This window comes from Streptomyces sp. NPDC020422 (assembly GCF_044386705.1).
Classification (GTDB): domain Bacteria; phylum Actinomycetota; class Actinomycetes; order Streptomycetales; family Streptomycetaceae; genus Streptomyces.
In genome coordinates, this window is record NZ_JBIRVJ010000005.1 from 628,215 (window position 1) to 647,972 (window position 19,758).

Annotated in this window: 20 protein-coding genes and 1 riboswitch; of the genes, 13 read left to right on the forward strand and 7 right to left on the reverse strand. The window is 74.3% G+C overall.

The features are described 5' to 3' along the window. Positions 1-55: 55 nt before the first annotated feature. From ACH414_RS16980 to ACH414_RS16990, 3 genes are read left to right on the forward strand one after another with little or no spacing between them, the layout of a single operon-like run. Positions 56-1,804 (forward strand): hypothetical protein, encoded by a 1,749-nt coding sequence (locus ACH414_RS16980; RefSeq protein ID WP_398942237.1) that lies wholly within the window; start codon positions 56-58, stop codon positions 1,802-1,804. Beyond that, on the forward strand, positions 1,797-2,174 hold the full coding sequence (locus ACH414_RS16985) for a hypothetical protein (protein ID WP_382532334.1): 378 nt from the start codon (positions 1,797-1,799) through the stop codon (positions 2,172-2,174). Before ACH414_RS16980 ends, ACH414_RS16985 begins: the two co-directional genes overlap by 8 nt. Position 2,175: 1 nt before the next feature. Then, a complete protein-coding gene (locus ACH414_RS16990; RefSeq protein WP_382532332.1) occupies positions 2,176-3,039 on the forward strand; it encodes a serine/arginine repetitive matrix protein 2 in 864 nt (287 codons plus the stop codon). On the opposite strand, the gene ACH414_RS16995 is transcribed toward ACH414_RS16990, so the two are convergent. Further along, on the reverse strand, positions 3,029-3,760 hold the full coding sequence (locus tag ACH414_RS16995; protein WP_398942238.1) for an isocitrate lyase/phosphoenolpyruvate mutase family protein: 732 nt from the start codon (positions 3,758-3,760) through the stop codon (positions 3,029-3,031). The genes ACH414_RS16990 and ACH414_RS16995 overlap by 11 nt on opposite strands. Positions 3,761-3,810: 50 nt before the next feature. Further along, positions 3,811-4,323, reverse strand: a complete 513-nt coding sequence (locus ACH414_RS17000; protein ID WP_382532328.1) for a carboxymuconolactone decarboxylase family protein — start codon at positions 4,321-4,323, stop codon at positions 3,811-3,813. A 47-nt stretch (positions 4,324-4,370) separates the two neighbouring features. On the opposite strand from ACH414_RS17000, the gene ACH414_RS17005 reads away from it, so the two are divergent. Then, positions 4,371-5,777 (forward strand): PLP-dependent aminotransferase family protein, encoded by a 1,407-nt coding sequence (locus ACH414_RS17005; protein WP_398942240.1) that lies wholly within the window; start codon positions 4,371-4,373, stop codon positions 5,775-5,777. A gap of 668 nt (positions 5,778-6,445) precedes the next feature. On the opposite strand, the gene ACH414_RS17010 is transcribed toward ACH414_RS17005, so the two are convergent. Continuing rightward, positions 6,446-7,273 carry a hypothetical protein gene (locus tag ACH414_RS17010; RefSeq protein ID WP_382533312.1) on the reverse strand — a complete coding sequence of 276 codons (828 nt, stop codon included), beginning with the start codon at positions 7,271-7,273 and terminating at the stop codon, positions 6,446-6,448. A gap of 106 nt (positions 7,274-7,379) precedes the next feature. Here ACH414_RS17010 and ACH414_RS17015 point away from each other — a divergent pair, with 106 nt between their 5' ends. Together ACH414_RS17015 and ACH414_RS17020 are read left to right on the forward strand one after the other, a co-directional pair. Next, complete coding sequence (locus tag ACH414_RS17015; protein ID WP_382532324.1) at positions 7,380-7,673, forward strand: hypothetical protein; 294 nt, start codon at positions 7,380-7,382, stop codon at positions 7,671-7,673. A gap of 10 nt (positions 7,674-7,683) precedes the next feature. After that, complete coding sequence (locus ACH414_RS17020) at positions 7,684-8,871, forward strand: glutathionylspermidine synthase family protein (RefSeq protein ID WP_382532322.1); 1,188 nt, start codon at positions 7,684-7,686, stop codon at positions 8,869-8,871. Here the strand turns inward: ACH414_RS17020 and ACH414_RS17025 are convergent. After that, positions 8,861-9,556: a polysaccharide deacetylase family protein gene (locus ACH414_RS17025; protein ID WP_386568222.1), complete on the reverse strand. Its 696-nt coding sequence runs from the start codon at positions 9,554-9,556 to the stop codon at positions 8,861-8,863. The two genes, ACH414_RS17020 and ACH414_RS17025, sit on opposite strands and share 11 nt — an antisense overlap. Before the next feature lie 80 nt (positions 9,557-9,636). Then, positions 9,637-10,854, reverse strand: a complete 1,218-nt coding sequence (gene rocD / locus ACH414_RS17030) for an ornithine--oxo-acid transaminase (RefSeq protein WP_382532318.1) — start codon at positions 10,852-10,854, stop codon at positions 9,637-9,639. Between the two features lie 108 nt (positions 10,855-10,962). After that, positions 10,963-11,053: riboswitch (ZMP/ZTP riboswitch) on the forward strand. Positions 11,054-11,131: 78 nt separating this feature from the next. Here rocD and glyA point away from each other — a divergent pair. From glyA to ACH414_RS17045, 3 genes are all read left to right on the forward strand, one after another. After that, positions 11,132-12,466, forward strand: a complete 1,335-nt coding sequence (gene glyA / locus ACH414_RS17035) for a serine hydroxymethyltransferase (protein WP_382532316.1) — start codon at positions 11,132-11,134, stop codon at positions 12,464-12,466. Between the two features lie 177 nt (positions 12,467-12,643). Next, a complete protein-coding gene (trpS, locus tag ACH414_RS17040; RefSeq protein WP_382532315.1) occupies positions 12,644-13,654 on the forward strand; it encodes a tryptophan--tRNA ligase in 1,011 nt (336 codons plus the stop codon). A gap of 95 nt (positions 13,655-13,749) precedes the next feature. After that, a complete protein-coding gene (locus ACH414_RS17045; RefSeq protein WP_382532313.1) occupies positions 13,750-14,346 on the forward strand; it encodes a 2'-5' RNA ligase family protein in 597 nt (198 codons plus the stop codon). Positions 14,347-14,540: 194 nt separating this feature from the next. Here ACH414_RS17045 and ACH414_RS17050 read toward each other — a convergent pair whose 3' ends face one another. Beyond that, on the reverse strand, positions 14,541-15,296 hold the full coding sequence (locus ACH414_RS17050; protein ID WP_391769390.1) for a decaprenylphospho-beta-D-erythro-pentofuranosid-2-ulose 2-reductase: 756 nt from the start codon (positions 15,294-15,296) through the stop codon (positions 14,541-14,543). Positions 15,297-15,336: 40 nt separating this feature from the next. Then, positions 15,337-16,740, reverse strand: coding sequence for an FAD-binding oxidoreductase (locus ACH414_RS17055; RefSeq protein ID WP_398942242.1), 1,404 nt, complete (start codon positions 16,738-16,740; stop codon positions 15,337-15,339). Positions 16,741-16,995: 255 nt separating this feature from the next. Here ACH414_RS17055 and ACH414_RS17060 point away from each other — a divergent pair, with 255 nt between their 5' ends. The 4 genes from ACH414_RS17060 to ACH414_RS17075 all read left to right on the forward strand — a co-directional run. Further along, positions 16,996-17,532: a phosphatase PAP2 family protein gene (locus ACH414_RS17060; protein ID WP_382532309.1), complete on the forward strand. Its 537-nt coding sequence runs from the start codon at positions 16,996-16,998 to the stop codon at positions 17,530-17,532. Further along, positions 17,525-18,484 (forward strand): decaprenyl-phosphate phosphoribosyltransferase, encoded by a 960-nt coding sequence (locus ACH414_RS17065; protein WP_382532307.1) that lies wholly within the window; start codon positions 17,525-17,527, stop codon positions 18,482-18,484. The genes ACH414_RS17060 and ACH414_RS17065 overlap by 8 nt, the downstream gene beginning before the upstream one ends. 92 nt (positions 18,485-18,576) lie before the next feature. Then, complete coding sequence (locus tag ACH414_RS17070; protein ID WP_386568339.1) at positions 18,577-18,984, forward strand: GtrA family protein; 408 nt, start codon at positions 18,577-18,579, stop codon at positions 18,982-18,984. Continuing rightward, positions 18,972-19,758 (forward strand): YhjD/YihY/BrkB family envelope integrity protein (locus ACH414_RS17075; protein WP_398942244.1); only part of this gene is annotated, 787 nt, incomplete at its 3' end. The genes ACH414_RS17070 and ACH414_RS17075, both read left to right, overlap by 13 nt.

The following is a 19,758-nucleotide window of genomic DNA, read 5'->3' on the forward strand; positions in this document are numbered from 1 at the left end:
GATCGGGCGTCAATTCGGCAGTGAACAAGCACAGTTCGCCACCACCGGGGGAGTCATGGCGCAGTCGTTCGTACCTCACCAACCCGGCCCACCGCCCGGCCCGCCCTCCGCGGCCGCCGACCCTCGCCGGGCACCGGCCGCCAGCGAGGCCACCCGGCTGCTCTGCGCCGGCACCTACCTCGACGACCGCTTCCGCGACGCCGTCATCGACGAGCTCTACGTCCACGAGGAACGCGTCGCCGCGCCCTCCCTCGGCATCGACGCCGCCCGCGTCCTCGCCCACGCCCTGCGCGCCCGCCGCATCGAACTCGGCTGGTCCGCCGGGATCCTGGCCCTGTGGATCGTCGCCTTCCCGGTGACCAAGGGCCTGGCCATGCTCTTCGCCCTGCCCTTCGTGCTGCTCGCCGTCGCCCGCTGGATCCGCGGCCGAGCCGCCCGCCCGCCCCTCTACCGGACCGTCCCCGCGCTCGTCCTGCGCTGGTACGGGCGACTCACCCTGGTCCAGAGCGTCCTGCTCCTCCTCGTCCTGGCCCTCGCCGGCGAGGAGACCCGCTGGGAGCTGCTCGGCGACCTCGGCGAGTGGGGCGAGCTCCTCGGCCTCGCCCTCAGCGGCGCCGCCCAGGAGATGTGGGGCATCGGCCGCCTGGAGGTCTGGCTCACCCTCGCCGTGCCGCTGCTGCTCGCCTGGGCGGTGGCCACGCAGCGCGGCCAGTTCGCCAAGGCGCTCACCGGCGAGCTGGCGAAGGAGCGCTTCGCCCACGTCCAGACGGACCCGGCGGAGCAGTTCCAGGGCGTCCGCTTCCGGCGCCTGCGCGAGCGGATCAGGATCGAACAGCACGCCAGGCTCGTGATGTACCGCTCCGAAAACCCGTTCTGCGGCGCGGGCGAACCCTACGAGCCCTGGTCGCTCTCCGTCGAGCTGCGCCCCCGCAAGAACCTCGAGGGGCGCGAGCCCGAACCGCTCGACAACAGCGCGATCATGCGGCACATCGTCCCGCTCGTGGAGGCCCTGCGGGTGCCCTCCCCGCACGGCTCCCCGGAGATCGCCGCCTCCGTCCGCGACCGGCTGCGCGAGCTGGAGATCGACGAGGTCGTCTTCCTGCCCGTCGACGGGCTGCAGGCCCGCGCCGCCGCCCCGTACAGCCCCGAGGGCTTCGAGCGGCACCGCTCCGGCGCGATCGAGGAGGGCGGCGAGGCCCGCCGGCACTTCCTGCGGATCAGGGTCGGCGGCTGGGGCGAGGAGATCGTCACGACCGTCTTCGTCCGGGTCCACACCCAGGGCGGCATGCTGATGCTGGAGGTCGCGCCGCACGTCCTGCGCCCGGTCCTCCCGCTCTACCGCTACGCCGACCGGATCGCCCACCGCTACCGGCACAACCACCACTTCGGCAAGGCCGTCTGGGCGCTCGGCCAGGTGCCCCGCTCCGCTGGGCAGGCCCTCGTCACGCTCTGCCGGGCCCTCGCCCACCTGTGGCGGCAGACCACCGGCGGACACGCCGGCGCCCTGCCCGAGGGACCGCTGAACGCCGTCCGCGAGCTCGGCTCCGACGCCGACGCCTCCCTCTTCCAGGAGATGGACGTCAGCCGCTACCTCAAGAGCATCCAGGACCGGGTCGCGAACGGGGTCACCGTCGCCCTGCGCCAGGCCGGTTACGAGACCGCCGAGTTCGAGCAGAAGATCGTCCACGTCGCCGAGGGCGGCACGTTCATCGAGAACACCAAGGGGAACGTCACCATCGGCGACCACAACACCGTCACCAGCAAGACCTTCCACACCACCAAGACCGGAGGCGACCGTGGCTGACCAGGCCAAGCCCGCGGCGGGCGGCATCAGCATCAGCAACACCCAGGGCAACGTCACCGTCGGCGACCACAACACGGTCTCGTACACGGTGCAGGGGGCGCAGCCCGGCCGCGATCCCCAGCAGGAGGAGCTGCTGCAGGCCATCCGCAAGCTCCGGGCCGACCTCGGCGGGGTCGTCCCGTCCGAGCAGACGGCCGCCCTCGACGCCGAACTCTCCGACGCCGAGGACGAGATCGAGGGCACCGGCGCCGCCGGACCCGGCCGGCTGACCCGGCTGCGCCAGGCCCTGGCCGACGCCGGCGCCGTGACCGGCATCCTCGCCTCGGGGGTCGCCGTCGGACAGGCCCTCGCGGCCCTGCTCGGAGGGTGAGATGAGCGGGTACGGGGGCGAGGCGCGCTGGAACGACGAGACCCAGAGCTGGGAGCAGGGGCCCGCCGCCACCCCGGGCTCCGGTCCGGCCCCGCTGCTGCCGCCGCCTCCGTCGTACGACCCGACGGTCGGGCCGATACCCGGCCCGCAGCCTGGTCCGGTCCCGGGACCGATGCCGGGCCCCGGCACGGGGCCCGGGCGGCCGCGGACCGCGGTCGTCGCCGGGGTGGTGGCGGCGGTGCTGGCCGCCGGGGCCGTCGGCGGCTGGCTGACCTTTGGGCGGGGCGACGACGGGAAGGGCACGGCGGGACCGCCGAGCACCTCGGTGTCGGCGACCGACTCCCCGTCCGGCTCCGACTCCCCGTCCGACGGGCCGTCGGACTCCGGCGGGCCCTCCGACTCGGCTTCCCCGTCGGACAGTTCGGCGCCCATGGACGACATGCCGCCGCCCGGCTTCCACGCGGTCGACGACCCGGCCGGCTTCACCGTCGCCGTCCCCGAGAACTGGAACCGCACCTCGTCGGCGGAGGGCGTCTTCTACAACTCGCCCGACGGGAAGAGCCTGATCCAGATCTTCACCCTCGCCGAGCCGGACAGCACGCCGTACGAGTCGCTGCAGCGCACGTCGCAGAACCTCACCGCCAAGCCGGGCTACGAGCAGATCGGCCTGGAGCGGACCGGCGAGGGCGACGCAGCCGAGCTGGTGTACGCCTACGACCGCACGGAAGGGCGCCGCAAGGTCGTCGACCGGGCGTTCACCGGGACCGACGGCAGCCAGCACGCGATCCTCGTCGCGGGACCGGAGAGCGACTGGCCCAAGCAGCGGGAGACGCTGACCACGGTCCTGGAGTTCTTCAGGCCCTGAGCAGCTCGTCCGCGAGCTCCTCGACCCCGGCGAGGGTGCGCAGCAGCAGCCCGTGCCCGAAGGTGATCCGGGTGGCGCCGAGCCGGCCGAGCTCGGCGAAGTCCGGATCGCCGGGCCTGGCCAGGAAGTTGAGCGGCCCGGTGACCCCGGCCGCGCGCAGCCGGGGCAGATCGTCGGCGGGGGCGAGGATCGGGAAGACGCAGTCCGCGCCCGCGGCCGTGTAGCGGCGGGCGCGCTCGGCGGCGTCGTCGAGCGTCCCGCCGCGGAGGTACGAGTCCACCCGGGCGTTGACGAAGAGGCGGGGGCCCGCCGCCGCCCGCACCGCGGCCAGCCGCTCCGCCTGCTCCCGCGGGTCGCGCAGTCCGCCCGTACGGTCGGAGTCCTCCAGGTTCAGGCCGACCGCGCCGGTCCGAAGGACCCGGGCGACCAGCTCCTCGGGGGAGAGGCCGTACCCGCCCTCGACATCGGCGGTGACGGGGACGGAGACCGCCCGGACGATCCGGGCCACGGCCGCGAACATCTCCTCCGCCGGGGTCTTCCCGTCCTCGTGGCCGAGCGCGGCGGCGATCCCCGCGCTCGGGGTGGCCAGGGCCGGGAACCCGGCCTTCTCGAAGGCCCGCGCGGAGGCGGCGTCCCACGGCCCCGGCAGCACCAGGGGCCGGGCACCGGGCGCCACGCCGAGGTGCAGGGCGCGCAGCCGCTCGACGGGGCTCGCGGGCACGGGACTTACGGGGCGGCCACTCACGGGTGCGCGCCCCACGGGTTCGCTGCTCACCGCTTGTACATCCCGGGGGTGTAGTGCCCCGGCGCCATCCGGGTGCTGACGCCGATCCGGTTCCAGGAGTTGATGACCGTGATGGCGCCGATGAGGTGCGCGAGCTCGGTCTCGTCGAAGTGCTCGGCGGCCTGCGCGTACACCTCGTCGGGCACGAAGCCGTCGGTCAGGACGGTGACCGCCTCCGTCAGACCGAGGGCGGCCAGCTCGCGCTCGGTGTAGAAGTGCCGGGACTCGCGCCAGGCGGAGAGCTGGACGATCCGCTGCACGGTCTCGCCGGCGGCGAGGGCGTCCTTGGTGTGCATGTCCAGGCAGAAGCCGCAGTTGTTGATCTGCGAGGCGCGGATCTTGATCAGCTCGTACAGGGTCGGGTCGACGTGCTTCGACGCGGCGATCTCCAGGCCGATCATGGCCTTGTAGAACTCGGGGTGGCGCTCGGCGAAGGCGAGGCGGGGCGCGTGCTCGTGGGCGTAGGGGGCGGCGGAGGCGGTGGTGCTCGTGGTCGTCATGGTGACGACCGTACGACGCGGATGGCGCCCGGGTATGGTCCATTTCCATGGCAAACGACTGGTCCACTTTCGGCGCCGACCTGCACCTGGAGCTCAGCGGGCGGGGCCTGCGCAGCGGCCTGATGGACGCGCTGCGCGAGGCGGTGCGCAGCGGGCGCCTGGAGGCGGGGGTGCGGCTGCCGTCCTCCCGCTCGCTCGCCGCCGACCTGGGGGTGGCCCGCAACACCGTCGCCGACGCGTACGCGGAGCTCGTCGCCGAGGGCTGGCTGACGGCCCGGCAGGGCTCGGGCACGCGGGTGGCCCGCCGCGCGGCCCCGCGCCGCCCGCCCGCCAGGACGGGCGGCGCCCCCTCCCCGTCCCCGGCCGGCAAACCCACCTACAACCTGCGCCCCGGCACCCCTGACCTGTCCTCCTTCCCCCGCGCGGACTGGCTCAAGGCCTCCCGCAAGGCGCTCATGGCGGCGCCCGACGAGGCCTTCGGATACGGGGACCCGCGCGGCCGGATCGAACTGCGCACCGTGCTCGCCGAGTACCTCGCCCGGGCGCGGGGCGTGCACGCGCGGCCGGAACGGATCGTGGTCTGCTCCGGGTTCGTGCACGGCCTGATGCTCATGGCGCACGTGCTGAAGGCGCGCCGGGTGCGGGAGGTGGCGGTCGAGTCGTACGGGCTCGACGCCCACTGGGAGATCCTGGCCCGGGTGGGCCTGCGCACCCCGGCCCTGCCGTTCGACGCACGCGGCACGCGCGCGGAGGAGCTGGGGGAGATGGGCGGGGTCGGCGCGGTCCTGCTCACCCCCGCCCACCAGTTCCCGATGGGCGGCGCGCTCCAGCCGGACCGGCGGGCGGCGGCGGTGGACTGGGCGCGGGCGTCGGGCGGGGTGATCCTGGAGGACGACTACGACGGCGAGTTCAGGTACGACAGGCAGCCGGTGGGTGCGTTGCAGGGGTTGGACCCGGACCGTGTCGTCTACCTGGGCACGGCGAGCAAGTCGCTGGCACCGGGGCTGCGGCTGGCCTGGATGGTGCTGCCGGAGCACCTGGTGGGGGAGGTGACCGAGGCGAAGGGGGCGGTGGACTGGGTGTCGAGCGCGACGGACCAGCTGACCTTCGCGGAGTTCCTGGCGTCGGGGGCCTACGACCGGCATGTGCGTGCGATGCGGCTGCGGTACCGGCGGCGGCGCGACCAGCTCGTGGCCGCGGTCGGGGCGCGCTCGCCCGGGACTCGGGTGAGCGGCATCGCGGCGGGGCTCCACGCGGTCCTCGAACTCCCGCCGGGTACGGAGTCCGCGGTGACCCGCGCGGCCGCCTTCCAGGGGCTGGCCCTGCAGGGCATCGACCGCTTTCGGCATCCGTCCACGGCGGCGGCCTCGGACGCCCTGATCGTCGGTTACGGCACCCCGTCGGACAGCAGCTGGCCCACCACCCTGGAAGCCCTGTGCCGAGCCCTTCCGTAACCCCGACCCCCAGACGGCGCCCTCGCCGTCGCGGGCATCCGTTCCGCTGAAGCAGCCCCCGCCCTCCCCGGCCTGCGCCCGACCCCGCCGCGGGTCCCCCCGCTCCGCTGGGGCGGTGCCCACCCTCCCCGGCCTGCGGCCGGCCCCGCCGCGGGTCACCCGCTCCGCTGGGGGCGGTGCCCGCCCTCCCCGGCCTGCGCCCGGCCCCGCCGCGGGTCCCCCGCTCCGCTGGGGGCGGTGCCCACCCTCCCGGCCGCGCCTGCGCCCGTTGTGGGCCTGCGGCCCGCCGTTGTGGGCATTCGTTCCGCTGGGGCGGAACGGGTGGGCACAACGGACGGCGCCCCTTGCCGGGCCTAGGCCTCCGCGCCTGAACCCGCACCACGGGTGCGGCGCAGTCGGGGCGGGGGCTCAGGCACGGGGAGCGGAGGCGCCGCTAAGGGCGCCGTCCCGTGTGCCCACCCGTCCCGCCCTGCGGGACGATTGCCCACACGGGGGTGGGCGAGGCGGAGGCGGCCCGCACAGGCAGGGGGGCGCGGCGGCTCGCACGGGGGTGGGCGAGGCGGAGGCGGACCGGACGGGCGGGGGTGCAGCGGCCCACACGGGGGTGGGCGAGGCGGAGGCGGCCCGCATGGGCGGGGGCGCGGCGGTCCGTGCGGGGGTTGTGGGGGTCAGTGGGCCGGTTCCGGGGTTGTGGGGGCCTCGCCGAAGCGGGCCAGGGTGAGGGAGCCGGCGATCGCGACGGCGAAGCCGAGGAGGGCCAGCCAGCCCAGCCCCTCGCGGGTCCGGTCGCCCAGCCAGGCCACCCCCACCACCGCGGGCCCGATCGTCTCGCCCAGAACGAGGCCCGCCGTCGCCGTCGTCACCGAGCCCCGGTGCAGCGCCGAGGTCAGCAGCAGGAAGGCCGCCCCGCCCCCCACCAGCAACGCGTACACCGCCGGGTTGGCCAGGTCGACCGAGTCGATCAGCCGGACCGCGACCTCCACCACCCCGAAGCCGAAGCCGGCCGCGAGGCCGAGGGTCAGGGCCCGGGGCCGCTCCGGCAGCCGGCCCGCCGCCACACCGACCAGCAGGACGGCGAAGGCCGCGAGGAGCAGCCCCCACTGCAGCGCCGCCGAGCCGGTCCCCTCGTGCCCCTCCCGGCCGGCCGCGAGCGCCAGCATCGCGAGGCCGAGGCAGACCACGCCCACCGCCCCCCACTCGACCCGGCTCAGCCGCACCTCCAGCACCCGCGAGGCGATCACCGCCGTCACCGCGAGACTGGCCGCGAGCGAGGCGCCCACCGCGTAGATCGGCAGCGTCCGCAGGGCCACGATCTGGAGGACGAAGCCGAGCCCGTCCAGGCCGAGCCCGGCCACGTACCGCCACTGCCGCAGCGCCCGCCACAGCAGCGCCACGTCGACCCCGCCGCCCGTACCCGGCTCGGCGGCCCGCGCGCCGAGCGCCTGCAGCACCGACGCGGCCCCGAAACAGAGCGCGGAGCCGAGCGCACACACCATCCCAAGTAGCACGAAAGGGACTCTAGTGCGAGTGGGATCCGGGGGCCGCCCAGGCCGGGCCTACACTGTGCGATCGCAACAGGCGGCGGACAGGGGAGGGCGGGCTATGCGCAGGCTGAGGTCCGGCACGGTCATTCTCGGCGGAGTGGGCGTGCTGGCGGCGACGCTGACCGCGTGCGGCTCGGAGCCCGACCGCCGCTGCATCGACCCGGTGACGTACAAGGAGCTGCCGGACTACAAGTGCGAGTCGGGCGGCGGCAGCAGCGACGGCAGCTCGTCCAGCGGCCGCTACTACTACGGCGGCTCGGTCAGCAGCGGCCGCGTCAGCGGCGGCAGCTTCGACAAGTCGGCCGTCGACAGCGGCGGCTTCGGCGGCCACCACTCCTCCTCCGGCGGCTGATCCCCGGACCATGCAGCGCCACACCATCGAGCCCCGCCCCGGCTGGCAGCGGACCGTCGAGGAGCAGGGTCTGATCTACCCGCTGACCCGCTACCCGGACGACTCCCTGCGCCCGTACTGGGACGAGAGCGCCTACTACTCCTTCTCCCTGCCCGAGGTGGAGGCCCTGGAGGAGGTCGTCGAGGAGCTGCACGCCATGTGCCTGGCGGCGGCGGCGCACATCGTCGACAAGGACCGGTTCGCCGAGCTCGGCATCACCGACCCCCGGATCCGCGCCCGGGTCGCCGAGGCCTGGCACCGGCGTGCCGAGCTGCCCACCCTCTACGGGCGGTTCGATCTGCGTTACGACGGCACCGGGCCGGCCAAGATGCTGGAGTACAACGCCGACACCCCCACCTCCCTGGTGGAGGCGGCGAGCCCGCAGTGGTTCTGGATGGAGGAGCGCTTCCCCGGCGCCGACCAGTGGAACTCCCTCCACGAGCGCCTCGTCGACGCCTGGCGTCGGCAGGCGCACCTGCTGCCGCCCGGCAGCCCCGTGCACTTCGTCCACAGCGAGGGCGACGAGCTGGGCGAGGACCTGATGACGGTCGCGTATCTGCGCGAGACCGCCCAGCAGGCCGGCCTCGACACCGAGGCGCTCTCGGTCGAGCGGATCGGCTGGGACCGGATCTCGGGCCGTTTCGTCGACGACCGGCTCCGGTTCATCCGCGCCTGTTTCAAGCTCTACCCGTGGGAGTGGCTGACCACGGACCGGTTCGGCCCGCACGTCCTCGACACCCTCGACAACGGCGGCGGCACCGGCACCACCTGCTGGATCGAGCCCGCGTGGAAGATGCTGCTCTCCAACAAGGCGCTCCTCGCGATCCTCTGGGAGCTCCACCCGGGCCACCCCAACCTGCTGCCCGCCTACCTCGACGGCCCGCGCGAACTCGCCGCGACCACGGGCTGGGTGGCCAAGCCGCTGCTCGGCCGCGAGGGCGCCGGCGTCACCCTGCACGAGGCGGGCGCCCCGGTCGTCCTCCGCGACGACGAGCCCTGCTGCTACCAGCAGCTCGCCCCGCTGCCCGACTTCGACGGCAACCGGGTCGTGCTCGGCGCGTGGACCGTCGGCGACGAGTCGGCGGGCCTCGGCATCCGGGAGTCGGCGGGCCTGGTCACGGACGAGTACGCCCGCTTCCTCCCGCACGTCATTCTGTGACGTAGTCCCGCAGCGGCGCCGGCTTCAGGCCCGCCGCGTCGGCCGCCTCCAGGGCCCGGCGCAGGTCCTGCTCGACCGTCTCGTTGAAGTGCAGCAGGATGATGTCCCCGGCCTTCAGCCGCGGTGTCGGCGGGGTCCACTGGCCCCAGGTCGTCATGTCGTACGTCCAGGTCACCAGGGCCTTCGCGCCGCAGGCGCGGGCGGTGGTGCGGGTCGTCCGGTCGTACGCGCCGTACGGCGGGCGCAGCAGCCGGGGCCCGTCGCCGAACTCGGCGAGGTGCGCGTCGCGCGCCCCGCACGCCTCCGCCCGCTGCCCGGCGGCGTCGAGGGTGGTGAGGTCCGGGTGGTTCACCGTGTGGTTCTCGACGCGGGAGCGGCCCTGGTCGAGCAGGGTGTGGAAGTAGGCGTCGTCGTACGCGTAGGCGCCCGGCAGCAGGAAGAGCGAGGCCGGCACGCGCCGGTCGAGCAGGAGCTTCGCGGCGGCGGGATCGTGGTTCCAGCCGTCGTCGATGGTGACGAAGACGACCGGGTCGGCGGTGTCCACATGGGAGACGACCGGGACGGGCTCCGGCCAGGCCGCGAGCGGGGCGGCCTGGGCGGAGCCCCCCAGCGCACCGAGGAGCGCGACGGGGACGAGTGCGGCGAGCGCACCGCGCAGGGCGCGGCGCAGACGGGGTCTCGGCATGGCCGTCATCATTGGCCTAGACCAACTGCCTTGTCAATGACCGGAGTTGTCCGCCGGGCGGCCCCGGCAAGCGGACCTCGTCAGTCCGCCGCGAGCACCGTGCGCAGCTGCTCCAGGCCCCAGTCGAGGTCCTCCTTCGAGATCACCAGCGGCGGAGCGATCCGGATCGTCGAGCCGTGGGTGTCCTTCACCAGGACGCCCCGCTCCATCAGCTTCTCCGAGATCTCCCGGCCCGTTCCCTTCGCCGGCGCGATGTCCACGCCCGCCCACAGACCCCGGCCGCGCACCGCCTCCACCGCACCGCCGCCCACCAGCAGTCCCAGCTCCGCGTGCAGGTGCTCGCCCAGCTCCGTCGCCCGCTGCTGGTACTCGCCGGTCCGCAGCATCGCGATCACCTCGAGGCCCACCGCGCACGCCAGCGGATTGCCGCCGAAGGTCGAGCCGTGCTCACCCGGCCGGAACACCCCGAGCACGTCCCGGTCCGCGACCACCGCCGAGACCGGCACCACGCCGCCGCCGAGCGCCTTGCCCAGGATGTACACGTCCGGCACCACGCCCTCGTGCTCGCACGCGAAGGTCCGTCCCGTACGGCCCAGTCCCGACTGGATCTCGTCCGCCATGAACAGCACGTTCCGCCGCCGCGTCAGCTCCCGCACCCCCGCCAGATAGCCGGCCGGCGGCACGAGCACCCCCGCCTCGCCCTGGATCGGCTCGATCAGCACCGCCACCGTGTTCTCGGTGACCGCCGCCTCCAGCGCCGTCGGATCCCCGTACGGCACGATCTCGAACCCCGGCGTGTACGGGCCGAAGTGGTCGCGGGCCTCGTGGTCCGTGGAGAAGCTGACGATCGTCGTGGTCCGGCCGTGGAAGTTGTTCGCCGCCACCACGATCTTCGCGTGCCCGTCCGGCACGCCCTTCACCTCGTACCCCCACTTCCGGGCCGTCTTCACCGCCGTCTCCACCGCCTCGGCACCGGTGTTCATCGGCAGCACCGCCTCCTTGCCGCACAGCTCGGCCAGGCGCGTACAGAACTCCGCGAAGCGGTCGTGGTGGAAGGCGCGCGAGGTGAGCGTCACGCGCTCCAGCTGCGCCCGCGCGGCGTCGATCAGACGCCGGTTGCCGTGCCCGAAGTTGAGCGCCGAATAGCCGGCGAGCATGTCCAGGTAGCGGCGCCCCTCGACGTCGGTCATCCACGCCCCCTCGGCGGAGGCGACGACCACGGGCAGGGGGTGGTAGTTGTGGGCGCTGTGCGCGTCCGCGGCAGCGATCTCGTCTTGCGTCCTCGACGTACTCGACACGGGATCTCCGTTCGTCCTGCGGCAGGGGCGGATGTGGCTCCCTTTTCTTATCGTCGCTCGTATGCCGGACGGGGAAACCTGTCGTGACGGCGCGCCCGCTAACCTGGGAACACGCGCGGCGACTGGCGCACGGGGAAGCGACCCCGGGGGAGCCGCGCGCGGCAGACCACACGAGGTGCCGCCCGCCTGGGCATCACGGGAACCCACCGGGTCCCGTGTGGTGCCGCGCGAGCCGCGGCGCCCCGGGGCCGTCATGCCGAACACCCGGAGCGACGCCATGACCCACGCCACGACCGCCGCCACGCCTGACGCCCCGTCCGGCACCGCGCCCGCCGCCACGACCGACCGCGGTCGCGCACAGCACCCCGCCCTCACCGCCGCCGATCCCGAGCTCGCCGCCCTCGTCGGCGCCGAGGAGCGGCTCCAGGCCGAGACCCTCCGCCTCATCCCCAGCGAGAACTACGTCTCCGCCGCCGTCCTCGAGGCCTCCGGCACCGTGCTGCAGAACAAGTACAGCGAGGGCTACCCCGGCCGCCGCTACTACGAGGGCCAGCAGAACATCGACCCGGTCGAGACCCTGGCGATCGAGCGCGCCAAGGCGCTGTTCGGCGTCGACCACGCCAATGTGCAGCCCTACTCCGGCTCCCCGGCCAACCTCGCCGTCCACCTCGCCTTCGCGCGGCCGGGCGACACCGTGATGGGCATGGCCCTGCCCATGGGCGGCCATCTCACCCACGGCTGGGGCGTCTCCGCCACGGGCACCTGGTTCCGGGGCGTCCAGTACGGCGTGCGCCGCGAGGACGGGCGGATCGACTTCGACCAGGTGCGCGAGCTCGCCCTCAAGGAGCGCCCCAAGGTGATCTTCTGCGGCGGCACCGCGCTGCCCCGCACGATCGACTTCGCCGCCTTCGGGGAGATCGCCCGCGAGGCCGGCGCGGTGCTGGTCGCCGACGTCGCCCACATCGCCGGGCTCATCGCGGGCGGCGCCCACCCCTCGCCCGTCCCGCACGTGGACGTGGTCTCCACGACCACCCACAAGACCCTGCGCGGCCCGCGCGGCGCCATGCTGATGTGCCGCGAGGAGCACGCGAAGGCGATCGACAAGGCGGTCTTCCCCGGCCTCCAGGGCGGCCCGCACAACCAGACCACCGCCGCCATCGCCGTCGCCCTGCGCGAGGCGGCGCTGCCCTCCTTCCGCGCCTACGCCCACGCGGTCGTCGCCAATGCCAAGGCCCTCGCCGAGGCCCTGCTCGACCGCGGCTTCGACCTGGTCTCCGGCGGCACCGACAACCACCTGATCCTGATGGACCTCACCCCCAAGGAGGTCCCCGGCAAGGTCGCCGCCAAGGCGCTCGACCGGGCCGGGATCGTCGTCAACCACAACACCGTCCCCTACGACCCCCGGAAGCCCTTCGACCCCTCCGGCATCCGCATCGGCACCCCGTCCCTCACCTCCCGTGGCCTGGACGTCACGCACATGCCCCAGGTCGCCGAGTGGATCGACCGCGGGGTCGCCGCCGCGGGCAAGGGCGACGAGGACGCCCTCGCCGCCGTCCGCGCCGAGGTCGCCGAGCTGATGGGCGCCCACCCGGCGCCGGGCCTGCCGGTCTGACCCCCCGGCGCCCGGCGGGCGGCCCGCCCGCCGGGCGCGGTGTGGTCCTCGTCTCATCGGCGGCACTTTTGACGCACGGGCAGGCGGGGATCGCTTCCCACACCTGAGAGAATGATGGGCATGGCCTCTGACCGCCCGCCCGTCGCCCACCACCACCCTCAGGGGAATGGCTCCGCCATGCAGTCTCGCCCGCGTGTGCTCTCCGGAATCCAGCCCACCGCAGGCTCGTTCCACCTCGGCAACTACCTCGGCGCCGTGCGCCAGTGGGTCGCGCTCCAGGAGTCCCACGACGCCTTCTACATGGTCGTGGACCTGCACGCGATCACGGTCCCGCAGGACCCCGCCGCGCTGCGCGCCAACACCCGGCTCGCCGTCGCCCAGCTGCTCGCCGCGGGCCTCGACCCGGAGCGCTGCACCCTCTTCGTGCAGAGCCACGTGCCCGAGCACGCCCAGCTCGCCTGGCTGATGAACTGCCTCACCGGCTTCGGCGAGGCCTCCCGCATGACGCAGTTCAAGGACAAGTCCGCCAAGCAGGGCGCGGGCAACGCGAGCGTCGGCCTCTTCACGTACCCGATCCTCCAGGTCGCGGACATCCTGCTCTACCAGGCCGACCAGGTCCCCGTCGGCGAGGACCAGCGCCAGCACATCGAGCTCACCCGCGACCTCGCGGAGCGCTTCAACGGGCGCTTCGGCGACACGTTCACGATCCCCTCGCCGTACATCCTCAAGGAGACGGCGAAGATCTACGACCTGCAGGACCCGGCGATCAAGATGAGCAAGTCGGCGTCGACCCCCAAGGGCCTGATCAACCTGCTCGACGACCCGAAGACGACGGCGAAGAAGGTCAAGAGCGCCGTCACGGACACCGACACGGTGATCCGCTTCGACCCGGAGAACAAGGCCGGCGTCTCCAACCTGCTCGGCATCATGTCCGTGCTCACCGACACGTCGATCGCCGACCTGGAGAAGAGCTACGAGGGCAAGATGTACGGCGCCCTGAAGACCGACCTGGCCGAGGTCATGGTGGAGTTCGTCACGCCGTTCCGGACCCGGACGCAGGAATACCTGGACGACCCGGAGACGCTGGACTCGCTCCTGGCCAAGGGTGCGGAGAAGGCCCGGGCCGTCGCCGCGGAGACGCTGGCGCAGGCCTACGACCGGATGGGCTTCCTGCCCGCGAAGCACTGAGTCCAAGGACCCTGGCCACAAGGGTGGTGCAGGCCGCACACTGGCGACCTGCACCGCTTCAGCACATTTCCCGACGGATGACGGAGGAGAACGACGTGGGGACCGTAACGCTCGGCGTTTCGATCGCGGTCCCGGAGCCTCACGGCAGCCTGCTCCAGGAGCGGCGCGCGGGCTTCGGGGATCCCGCCGCGCACGGCATCCCGACCCACGTCACCCTGCTCCCGCCGACGGCGGTGGCCGAGGAGCGGCTGCCGGAGATCGAGGCGCACCTCGCCCGCATCGCCGCCGGCACCGAGCCCTTCACGATGCGCCTGGAGGGCACCGGCACGTTCCGTCCGCTCTCCCCGGTCGTCTTCGTCCAGCTGGTCGAGGGCACGCCCGCCTGCGACCGGCTCCAGAAGCTGGTCCGCGACGAGTCCGGCCCGGTCCCGCGCGAGCTGCAGTTCCCGTACCACCCGCACGTGACCGTCGCCCACGGCATCTCCGAGGAGGCCATGGACCGCGCCTTCACGGAGCTGTCGGGCTACGCGGCGGACTGGACCTGCCGCTCCTTCGCTCTGTACGAGCAGGGCCCGGACGGCGTGTGGCGCAAGCTGTGCGACTACGAGTTCGGCAGCGGCCGCACGGTCTCCGCGGTCCCGGCCCAGGGCGGCAGCCCCCTCGACCAGCCGGCCAGGACCCCGGCGGTGTGAGCCCACGGGCGACCGCGCGGACCGGCCGTCGGGCGGGCCGGCTGTCGCGCGGACCTGCCGTCGGGCGGACCGGCCGTCACCCAGGCCGGCCGCCGCGCGGGCCGGCCGGGGGTCACGCCGGCAGCCGACCGGAACGGCTGCCCTCCAGGCCCGCTGTCGCCGTGACGGCGGGCGCGGCCCGGGCCCGCAGCGGTTCACACCGGCAGCCGTCGGAACAGCGTCCGGGGTACGTGCCGCAGGGCCGACATCACCACCCGCAGGCTGCCCGGCACCCACACCGTCTCCGAGCGGCGCCGGAGCCCCAGCTCGATCGCCGTCGCGACCGCCTCGGGCGTGGTGGCCAGCGGAGCCTCCGCCAGGCCGCGGGTCATCTTCGTGCGTACGAAACCGGGCCGGACGATCATCACCTGCACCCCCGTGCCGTGCATCGCGTCCCCCAGGCCCTGCGCGAACGCGTCGAGCCCCGCCTTCGACGAGCCGTAGATGAAGTTGGCCCGCCGGGCCCGCTCCCCGGCCACCGACGAGAGCACCACCAGCGAGCCGTGCCCCTGCGCCTGCAGCGCCTGGGCGCAGACCAGGCCGGCCGAGACGGCGCCGGTGTAGTTGGTCTGGGCGACCCGGACCGCGGCGAGCGGGTCGGACTCGTCGCGCGCCTGGTCGCCGAGGACGCCGAAGGCGAGCAGCACCATGTCGATGTCGCCCTCGGTGAAGAGCTTGCCGAGCCGCTCCTCGTGCGACTCGGTGTCCAGCGCGTCGAAGGGCACGGTGTGCACGTCCGCGCCGAGCGCGCGCAGCGAGTCCGCGGCGGCGGTGAGCGCGGGGGAGGGGCGCCCGGCCAGCCAGACGGTACGGGTGCGGCGGGCGATGAGCCGGCGGGCGGTGGCCAGGCCGATCTCGGAGGTGCCGCCGAGAACGAGCAGGGACTGGGGGGCGCCGAAGGCGTCCTTCATGGCGTTCACGCTCCTCGGGATGCGAAGGGGGTGGAGGCGGTCACAGGGCGAGGCGGCGCGACAGGTCCGAGGTGAACACACCCGTCGGATCCAGCCGGGCGCGCAGCTCGCGGAAGTCGGCGAGCCGCGGGTACATGGCGTCGAGCAGCTCGGGCCGCAGCCGGGAGTCCTTCGCGAGGTAGACCCGCCCGCCCGCCGTGACGACCTCCTCGTCCAGCTCGTCGAGGAAGGCGCCGAGCCCGGAGAGCCCGGCCGGGATGTCGAGCGCGAGGGTCCAGCCGGGCACCGGGAACGACAGCCAGCCGGGGTCCGCGTCGCCGAAGCGCTTCAGCACGGCGAGGAAGGACGGGCAGCGGCGGCTGGCGATCCGCTGGACGACCCGGCGCAGGGTCTCCTCCCGCCCGTACCCGACGACGAACTGGTACTGCACGAAGCCGCCGCGCCCGTACACCCGGTTCCAGTGCGGGACCCCGTCGAGGGGGTGGAAGAAGGAGGGCAGCCGCTGGAGCCGGCCGATGGAGCGGCGGGGCGCCTTGCGGTACCAGAGCTCGTTGAAGACGCCGACGGTGTGCCGGCCGAGCAGCCCCTCGGGGACGTACGCGGGCGCGCCCGGCAGCCGTCCGGGGCGGAAGGCGAGCGGACTCCGGCGGGCCCGGACGGGCAGCGCGTCGTACGGGGCGTGGTCGCCGCGGGTGAGGACGGCGCGGCCCGTGGCGGCGCCCCGGGCGAGCAGGTCGATCCAGGCGACGGAGTAGCGGTACAGGTGGTCGGTGGCGGTGAGCCGGGCCATCAGGTCGTCGAGGTCCGTGGCGCGTTCCGTGTCGACGGTCATCATCGAGGTCTCGACGGGCAGCAGCCGCAGCGTGACGGAGAGGATCACACCGGTCAGGCCCATGCCGCCGGCGGTCGCGTCGAAGAGGGGCTCGCCGGGGGCGAGGGTGTGCACCCGGCCGTCGGCGGTGAGCAGGTCGAGCGAGACGACATGGCGGGAGAAGGAGCCGGAGACATGGTGGTTCTTGCCGTGGATGTCGGCGCCGACGGCCCCGCCGACCGTCACATACCGGGTGCCGGGGGTCACCGGCACGAACCAGCCGAGCGGCAGCAGCACCTCCATCAGGTGGTGCAGGCTGACGCCCGCGTCGCAGACGGCGAGCCCCGCCTCGGCGTCGATCGCGCGGATCCTGGCGAGCCCGGTCATGTCGAGGACGGAGCCCCCGGCGTTCTGGGCGGCGTCGCCGTAGGCCCGGCCGAGCCCGCGGGCGATGGATCCCCGGGCGCCGCCGGCGCGCACGGCGGCGGCGGCCTCCTCGTAGGTCCGCGGGCGGATCACGCGCGCGAGGGTGGGGGCGGTGCGGCCCCACCCGGTGAGGGTGTCGACGTCGGTGGGGACGTGCGTCGCGACGCCCTGCTCGACGCCCTGCTCGAAGTCGGTCTCGGCTGCCATGGAGGTGACCGTATCGCCGCTAGTGTCGCTTATGCCGGGATTGATGGGCGGTTCGTCGAAATGGGTGATTAAACGAGTGTCAGGAAAGCCTCCCGCCCCGTACGTCACCTTCGCGCGCCAGAGTCGCCCCTGGCGGACGGAGCCGACGGTGCCGAGGGTGCCGACGGTGCCGACGGTGCCGACGGCGTCGAGGGTGCCGACGGTGCCGACCGGGCTGACGGTGCCGACAGCGGACCGGGGAGGCGGGCGAGACGCATGCGATACGGGGACTGGGCCGAAGCCGACCACCGGCTCCTGGCCGCCGTGCACGCCCACGGGCGCCGCCCCGCCGTGGCCGCGGCGACCCGCGCGCTCTCCCTCGGCGGCGAGCACGGCGCGCTCTGGATCGCCGCCGGACTCACCGCCGCCGCCCTGGACCGCCCGCACCGCACCGGCTGGCTGCGCGGCACGGCCCTGATCGGCGCCGCCCACCTCGCCAGCATGGGCGTCAAACGTCTCGTACGGCGCCCCCGGCCACGCCCCGAGCAGTACCCGCCGCTCGTCCGCACCGCCGGACGGCACTCCTTCCCCAGCTCCCACGCCGCCTCGGCCGCCGCGGCCGCCGTCGCCTTCGCCGTCCTGCACCCGCCCACCCGGTCCCTCGCCGTGCCCGCCGCGGCCGCGATGTGCCTCTCCCGGCTCGTCGCCGGCGTCCACTACCCGACCGACATCGCCGCAGGCGCCCTGCTCGGGGCGGCCACGGCCACGGCCGGACGCGGCTGGCTGCGCGCCCCCGGAGGCCCCCGTGACTGAATCCGGCACCGGCACGGCCGTCCTCGCCCCGCCCACCGCCGCGCCCCGGACCCGGCCGCGCCCCGGCACCCTCGCCGTCGTCCGCGGCCTCATCCGCACCGCGCGGCCCCGCCAGTGGGTCAAGAACGCGCTCGTCCTCGCCGCGCCCGTCGCCGCCGGGCAGCTCGTCGCCTGGGACACCGCCGGGCGGCTCGCCCTGGTCTTCGCCCTGTTCACCGCCGCCGCCTCCGCCGTCTACCTGGTCAACGACGCCCGCGACGCCGCCGCCGACCGCGCCCACCCCGTGAAACGGCACCGCCCCGTCGCCGCCGGCCTCGTCCCCGTACCCCTCGCCTACACGGCCGGCGCCCTGCTCGGCCTCGGCGCGGCCCTCGCGAGCGCCCTGCTGTGCAATGCCATGACGGCGCTGCTCCTGACCGGGTACCTCGCGATGCAACTCGCCTACTGCGTACGTCTCAAGCACGTCCTCGTCGTCGACCTCGCCGTCGTCGCCACCGGCTTCCTGATGCGGGCGATGATCGGCGGCATCGCCCTCGGCATCCCGCTCTCCCGCTGGTTCCTCATCACCACCGGCTTCGGCGCGCTCTTCATGGTCGCCGCCAAGCGCTACTCGGAGGCCGTGCAGATGCAGGACGCCCAGGGGGCCACCCGGGCGCTGCTCACCCAGTACACGACCGGCTACCTGCGCTTCGTCTGGCAGCTCGCGGCCGGGGTCGCCGTCCTCGGCTACTGCCTGTGGGCGCTGGAGAGCGGCGGCGTCGCCAACGGCTCACTGCTGCCCTGGCGCCAGCTCTCCGTCGTCGCCTTCATCCTGGCCGTCCTGCGCTACGCCGTCTTCGCCGACCGCGGCACGGCCGGGGAGCCCGAGGACGTCGTCCTGCGCGACCGGCCGCTCGCCGTCATCGGCCTGGTCTGGGCGGCGATGTACGGGATGGCGGTCGCGGACCTGTGAGCGGCGGCGCCACCGGGCGACGCGGCGCCACGGGGAGCGGCGGCGCCACCGGGAGCGTCGGAACCACCGGGAGCCGCGTCCGGCGCCGCGAGCTGCTCGGCTTCGCCCTCTCCGGGGCCGCCGCCTACGCCACCGACCTCGTCGTCTTCCTCGGACTGCTCGGACCCCTCGGCCCGGTCGCCGCCAAGTCGCTCTCCTTCCTCGCCGCCTGCACCGTCGCCTACCTCGGCAACGCGCTCGGCACCTACCGCCGCCGGGCGGTCACCGCCCGCGAGTACGCCGTCTTCTTCGGCGTGAACCTCGCGGGTGCCGCCGTCCAACTCCTGTGCCTCGCCGTCTCCCACTACGGCCTCGGACTCACCTCCGCCCGCGCCGACACGGTGTCAGGACTCGGCATCGGCATGGCACTCGCCACCTGTCTGCGATTCTGGGGAACCCGGACGCTGGTGTTCCGGGTCCCGTCCACCGAGGGAGAGGCACGCACGACATGGACTGGCTGACCAAGCTCCCCGTCGTCGGCCCCTGGGTCGTCCGGCTGATGAAGACCCACGCCTGGCACGCGTACGAGCTCCTCGACGAGGTCCGCTGGAGCCGGCTCGCCGCCGCCATCACCTTCCTCAGCTTCCTCGCCCTCTTCCCGCTGATCACGGTCGCCGCCGCGATCGGCGCCGCGCTGCTCAGCTCCGAACAGCTCGACAAGATCGAGAGCAAGATCGCCGACCAGGTCCCCGGCATCTCCGACCAGCTCGACATCGGCGGCCTCGTCGACAACGCCGGCACCGTCGGGCTCGTCGCCGGCGCCGTCCTGCTCTTCATGGGCATCGGCTGGGTCGGCTCGATGCGCGAGTGCCTGCGCGCGGTCTGGGGCCTCGACGGCGTCGACGAGGACAACCCGTTCCTGCGCAAGGGCAAGGACACCCTCGTCCTGCTCGGCCTCGGCGGGGTCGGGCTCTGCTCGCTCGCCGCGTCCTGGCTCGGCTCCACCGCCGTCGGCTGGAGCGCCGACCGGCTCGGCATCTCCCACGCGGGCGCCGGCGGGGCCCTGCTCCAGGCCGCCGCCCTGCTCGTGGCGGTCGTCGCCGACTTCCTGCTCCTGGCGTACGTCCTGACCCTGCTGCCGGGCGTCGAACCGAAGCGGCGCCCCCCGGGGGGGGGGGGGCGGGGGGGGGGGGGGGGCGGCGGGCGGCGGGAAAAGCGGCGCGGCGGCGCTAAGAGGGGGGGGGCGGGGCACTCGCAGTACCGGGGCGTAGGCGGGCCCGGCGCCCACCAACAGG

Coding starts and splice junctions, on each gene's coding strand:
- ACH414_RS16980 (WP_398942237.1), top strand. CDS start 56: ATGGCGCAGTCGTTCGTACCTCACCAACCCGGCCCACCGCCCGGCCCG.
- ACH414_RS16990 (WP_382532332.1), top strand. CDS start 2,176: ATGAGCGGGTACGGGGGCGAGGCGCGCTGGAACGACGAGACCCAGAGC.
- ACH414_RS17000 (WP_382532328.1), bottom strand. CDS start 4,323: ATGACGACCACGAGCACCACCGCCTCCGCCGCCCCCTACGCCCACGAG.
- ACH414_RS17005 (WP_398942240.1), top strand. CDS start 4,371: ATGGCAAACGACTGGTCCACTTTCGGCGCCGACCTGCACCTGGAGCTC.
- ACH414_RS17010 (WP_382533312.1), bottom strand. CDS start 7,273: ATGGTGTGTGCGCTCGGCTCCGCGCTCTGTTTCGGGGCCGCGTCGGTG.
- ACH414_RS17015 (WP_382532324.1), top strand. CDS start 7,380: ATGCGCAGGCTGAGGTCCGGCACGGTCATTCTCGGCGGAGTGGGCGTG.
- ACH414_RS17020 (WP_382532322.1), top strand. CDS start 7,684: ATGCAGCGCCACACCATCGAGCCCCGCCCCGGCTGGCAGCGGACCGTC.
- ACH414_RS17025 (WP_386568222.1), bottom strand. CDS start 9,556: ATGCCGAGACCCCGTCTGCGCCGCGCCCTGCGCGGTGCGCTCGCCGCA.
- glyA (WP_382532316.1), top strand. CDS start 11,132: ATGACCCACGCCACGACCGCCGCCACGCCTGACGCCCCGTCCGGCACC.
- trpS (WP_382532315.1), top strand. CDS start 12,644: ATGCAGTCTCGCCCGCGTGTGCTCTCCGGAATCCAGCCCACCGCAGGC.
- ACH414_RS17050 (WP_391769390.1), bottom strand. CDS start 15,296: ATGAAGGACGCCTTCGGCGCCCCCCAGTCCCTGCTCGTTCTCGGCGGC.
- ACH414_RS17055 (WP_398942242.1), bottom strand. CDS start 16,740: ATGGCAGCCGAGACCGACTTCGAGCAGGGCGTCGAGCAGGGCGTCGCG.
- ACH414_RS17060 (WP_382532309.1), top strand. CDS start 16,996: ATGCGATACGGGGACTGGGCCGAAGCCGACCACCGGCTCCTGGCCGCC.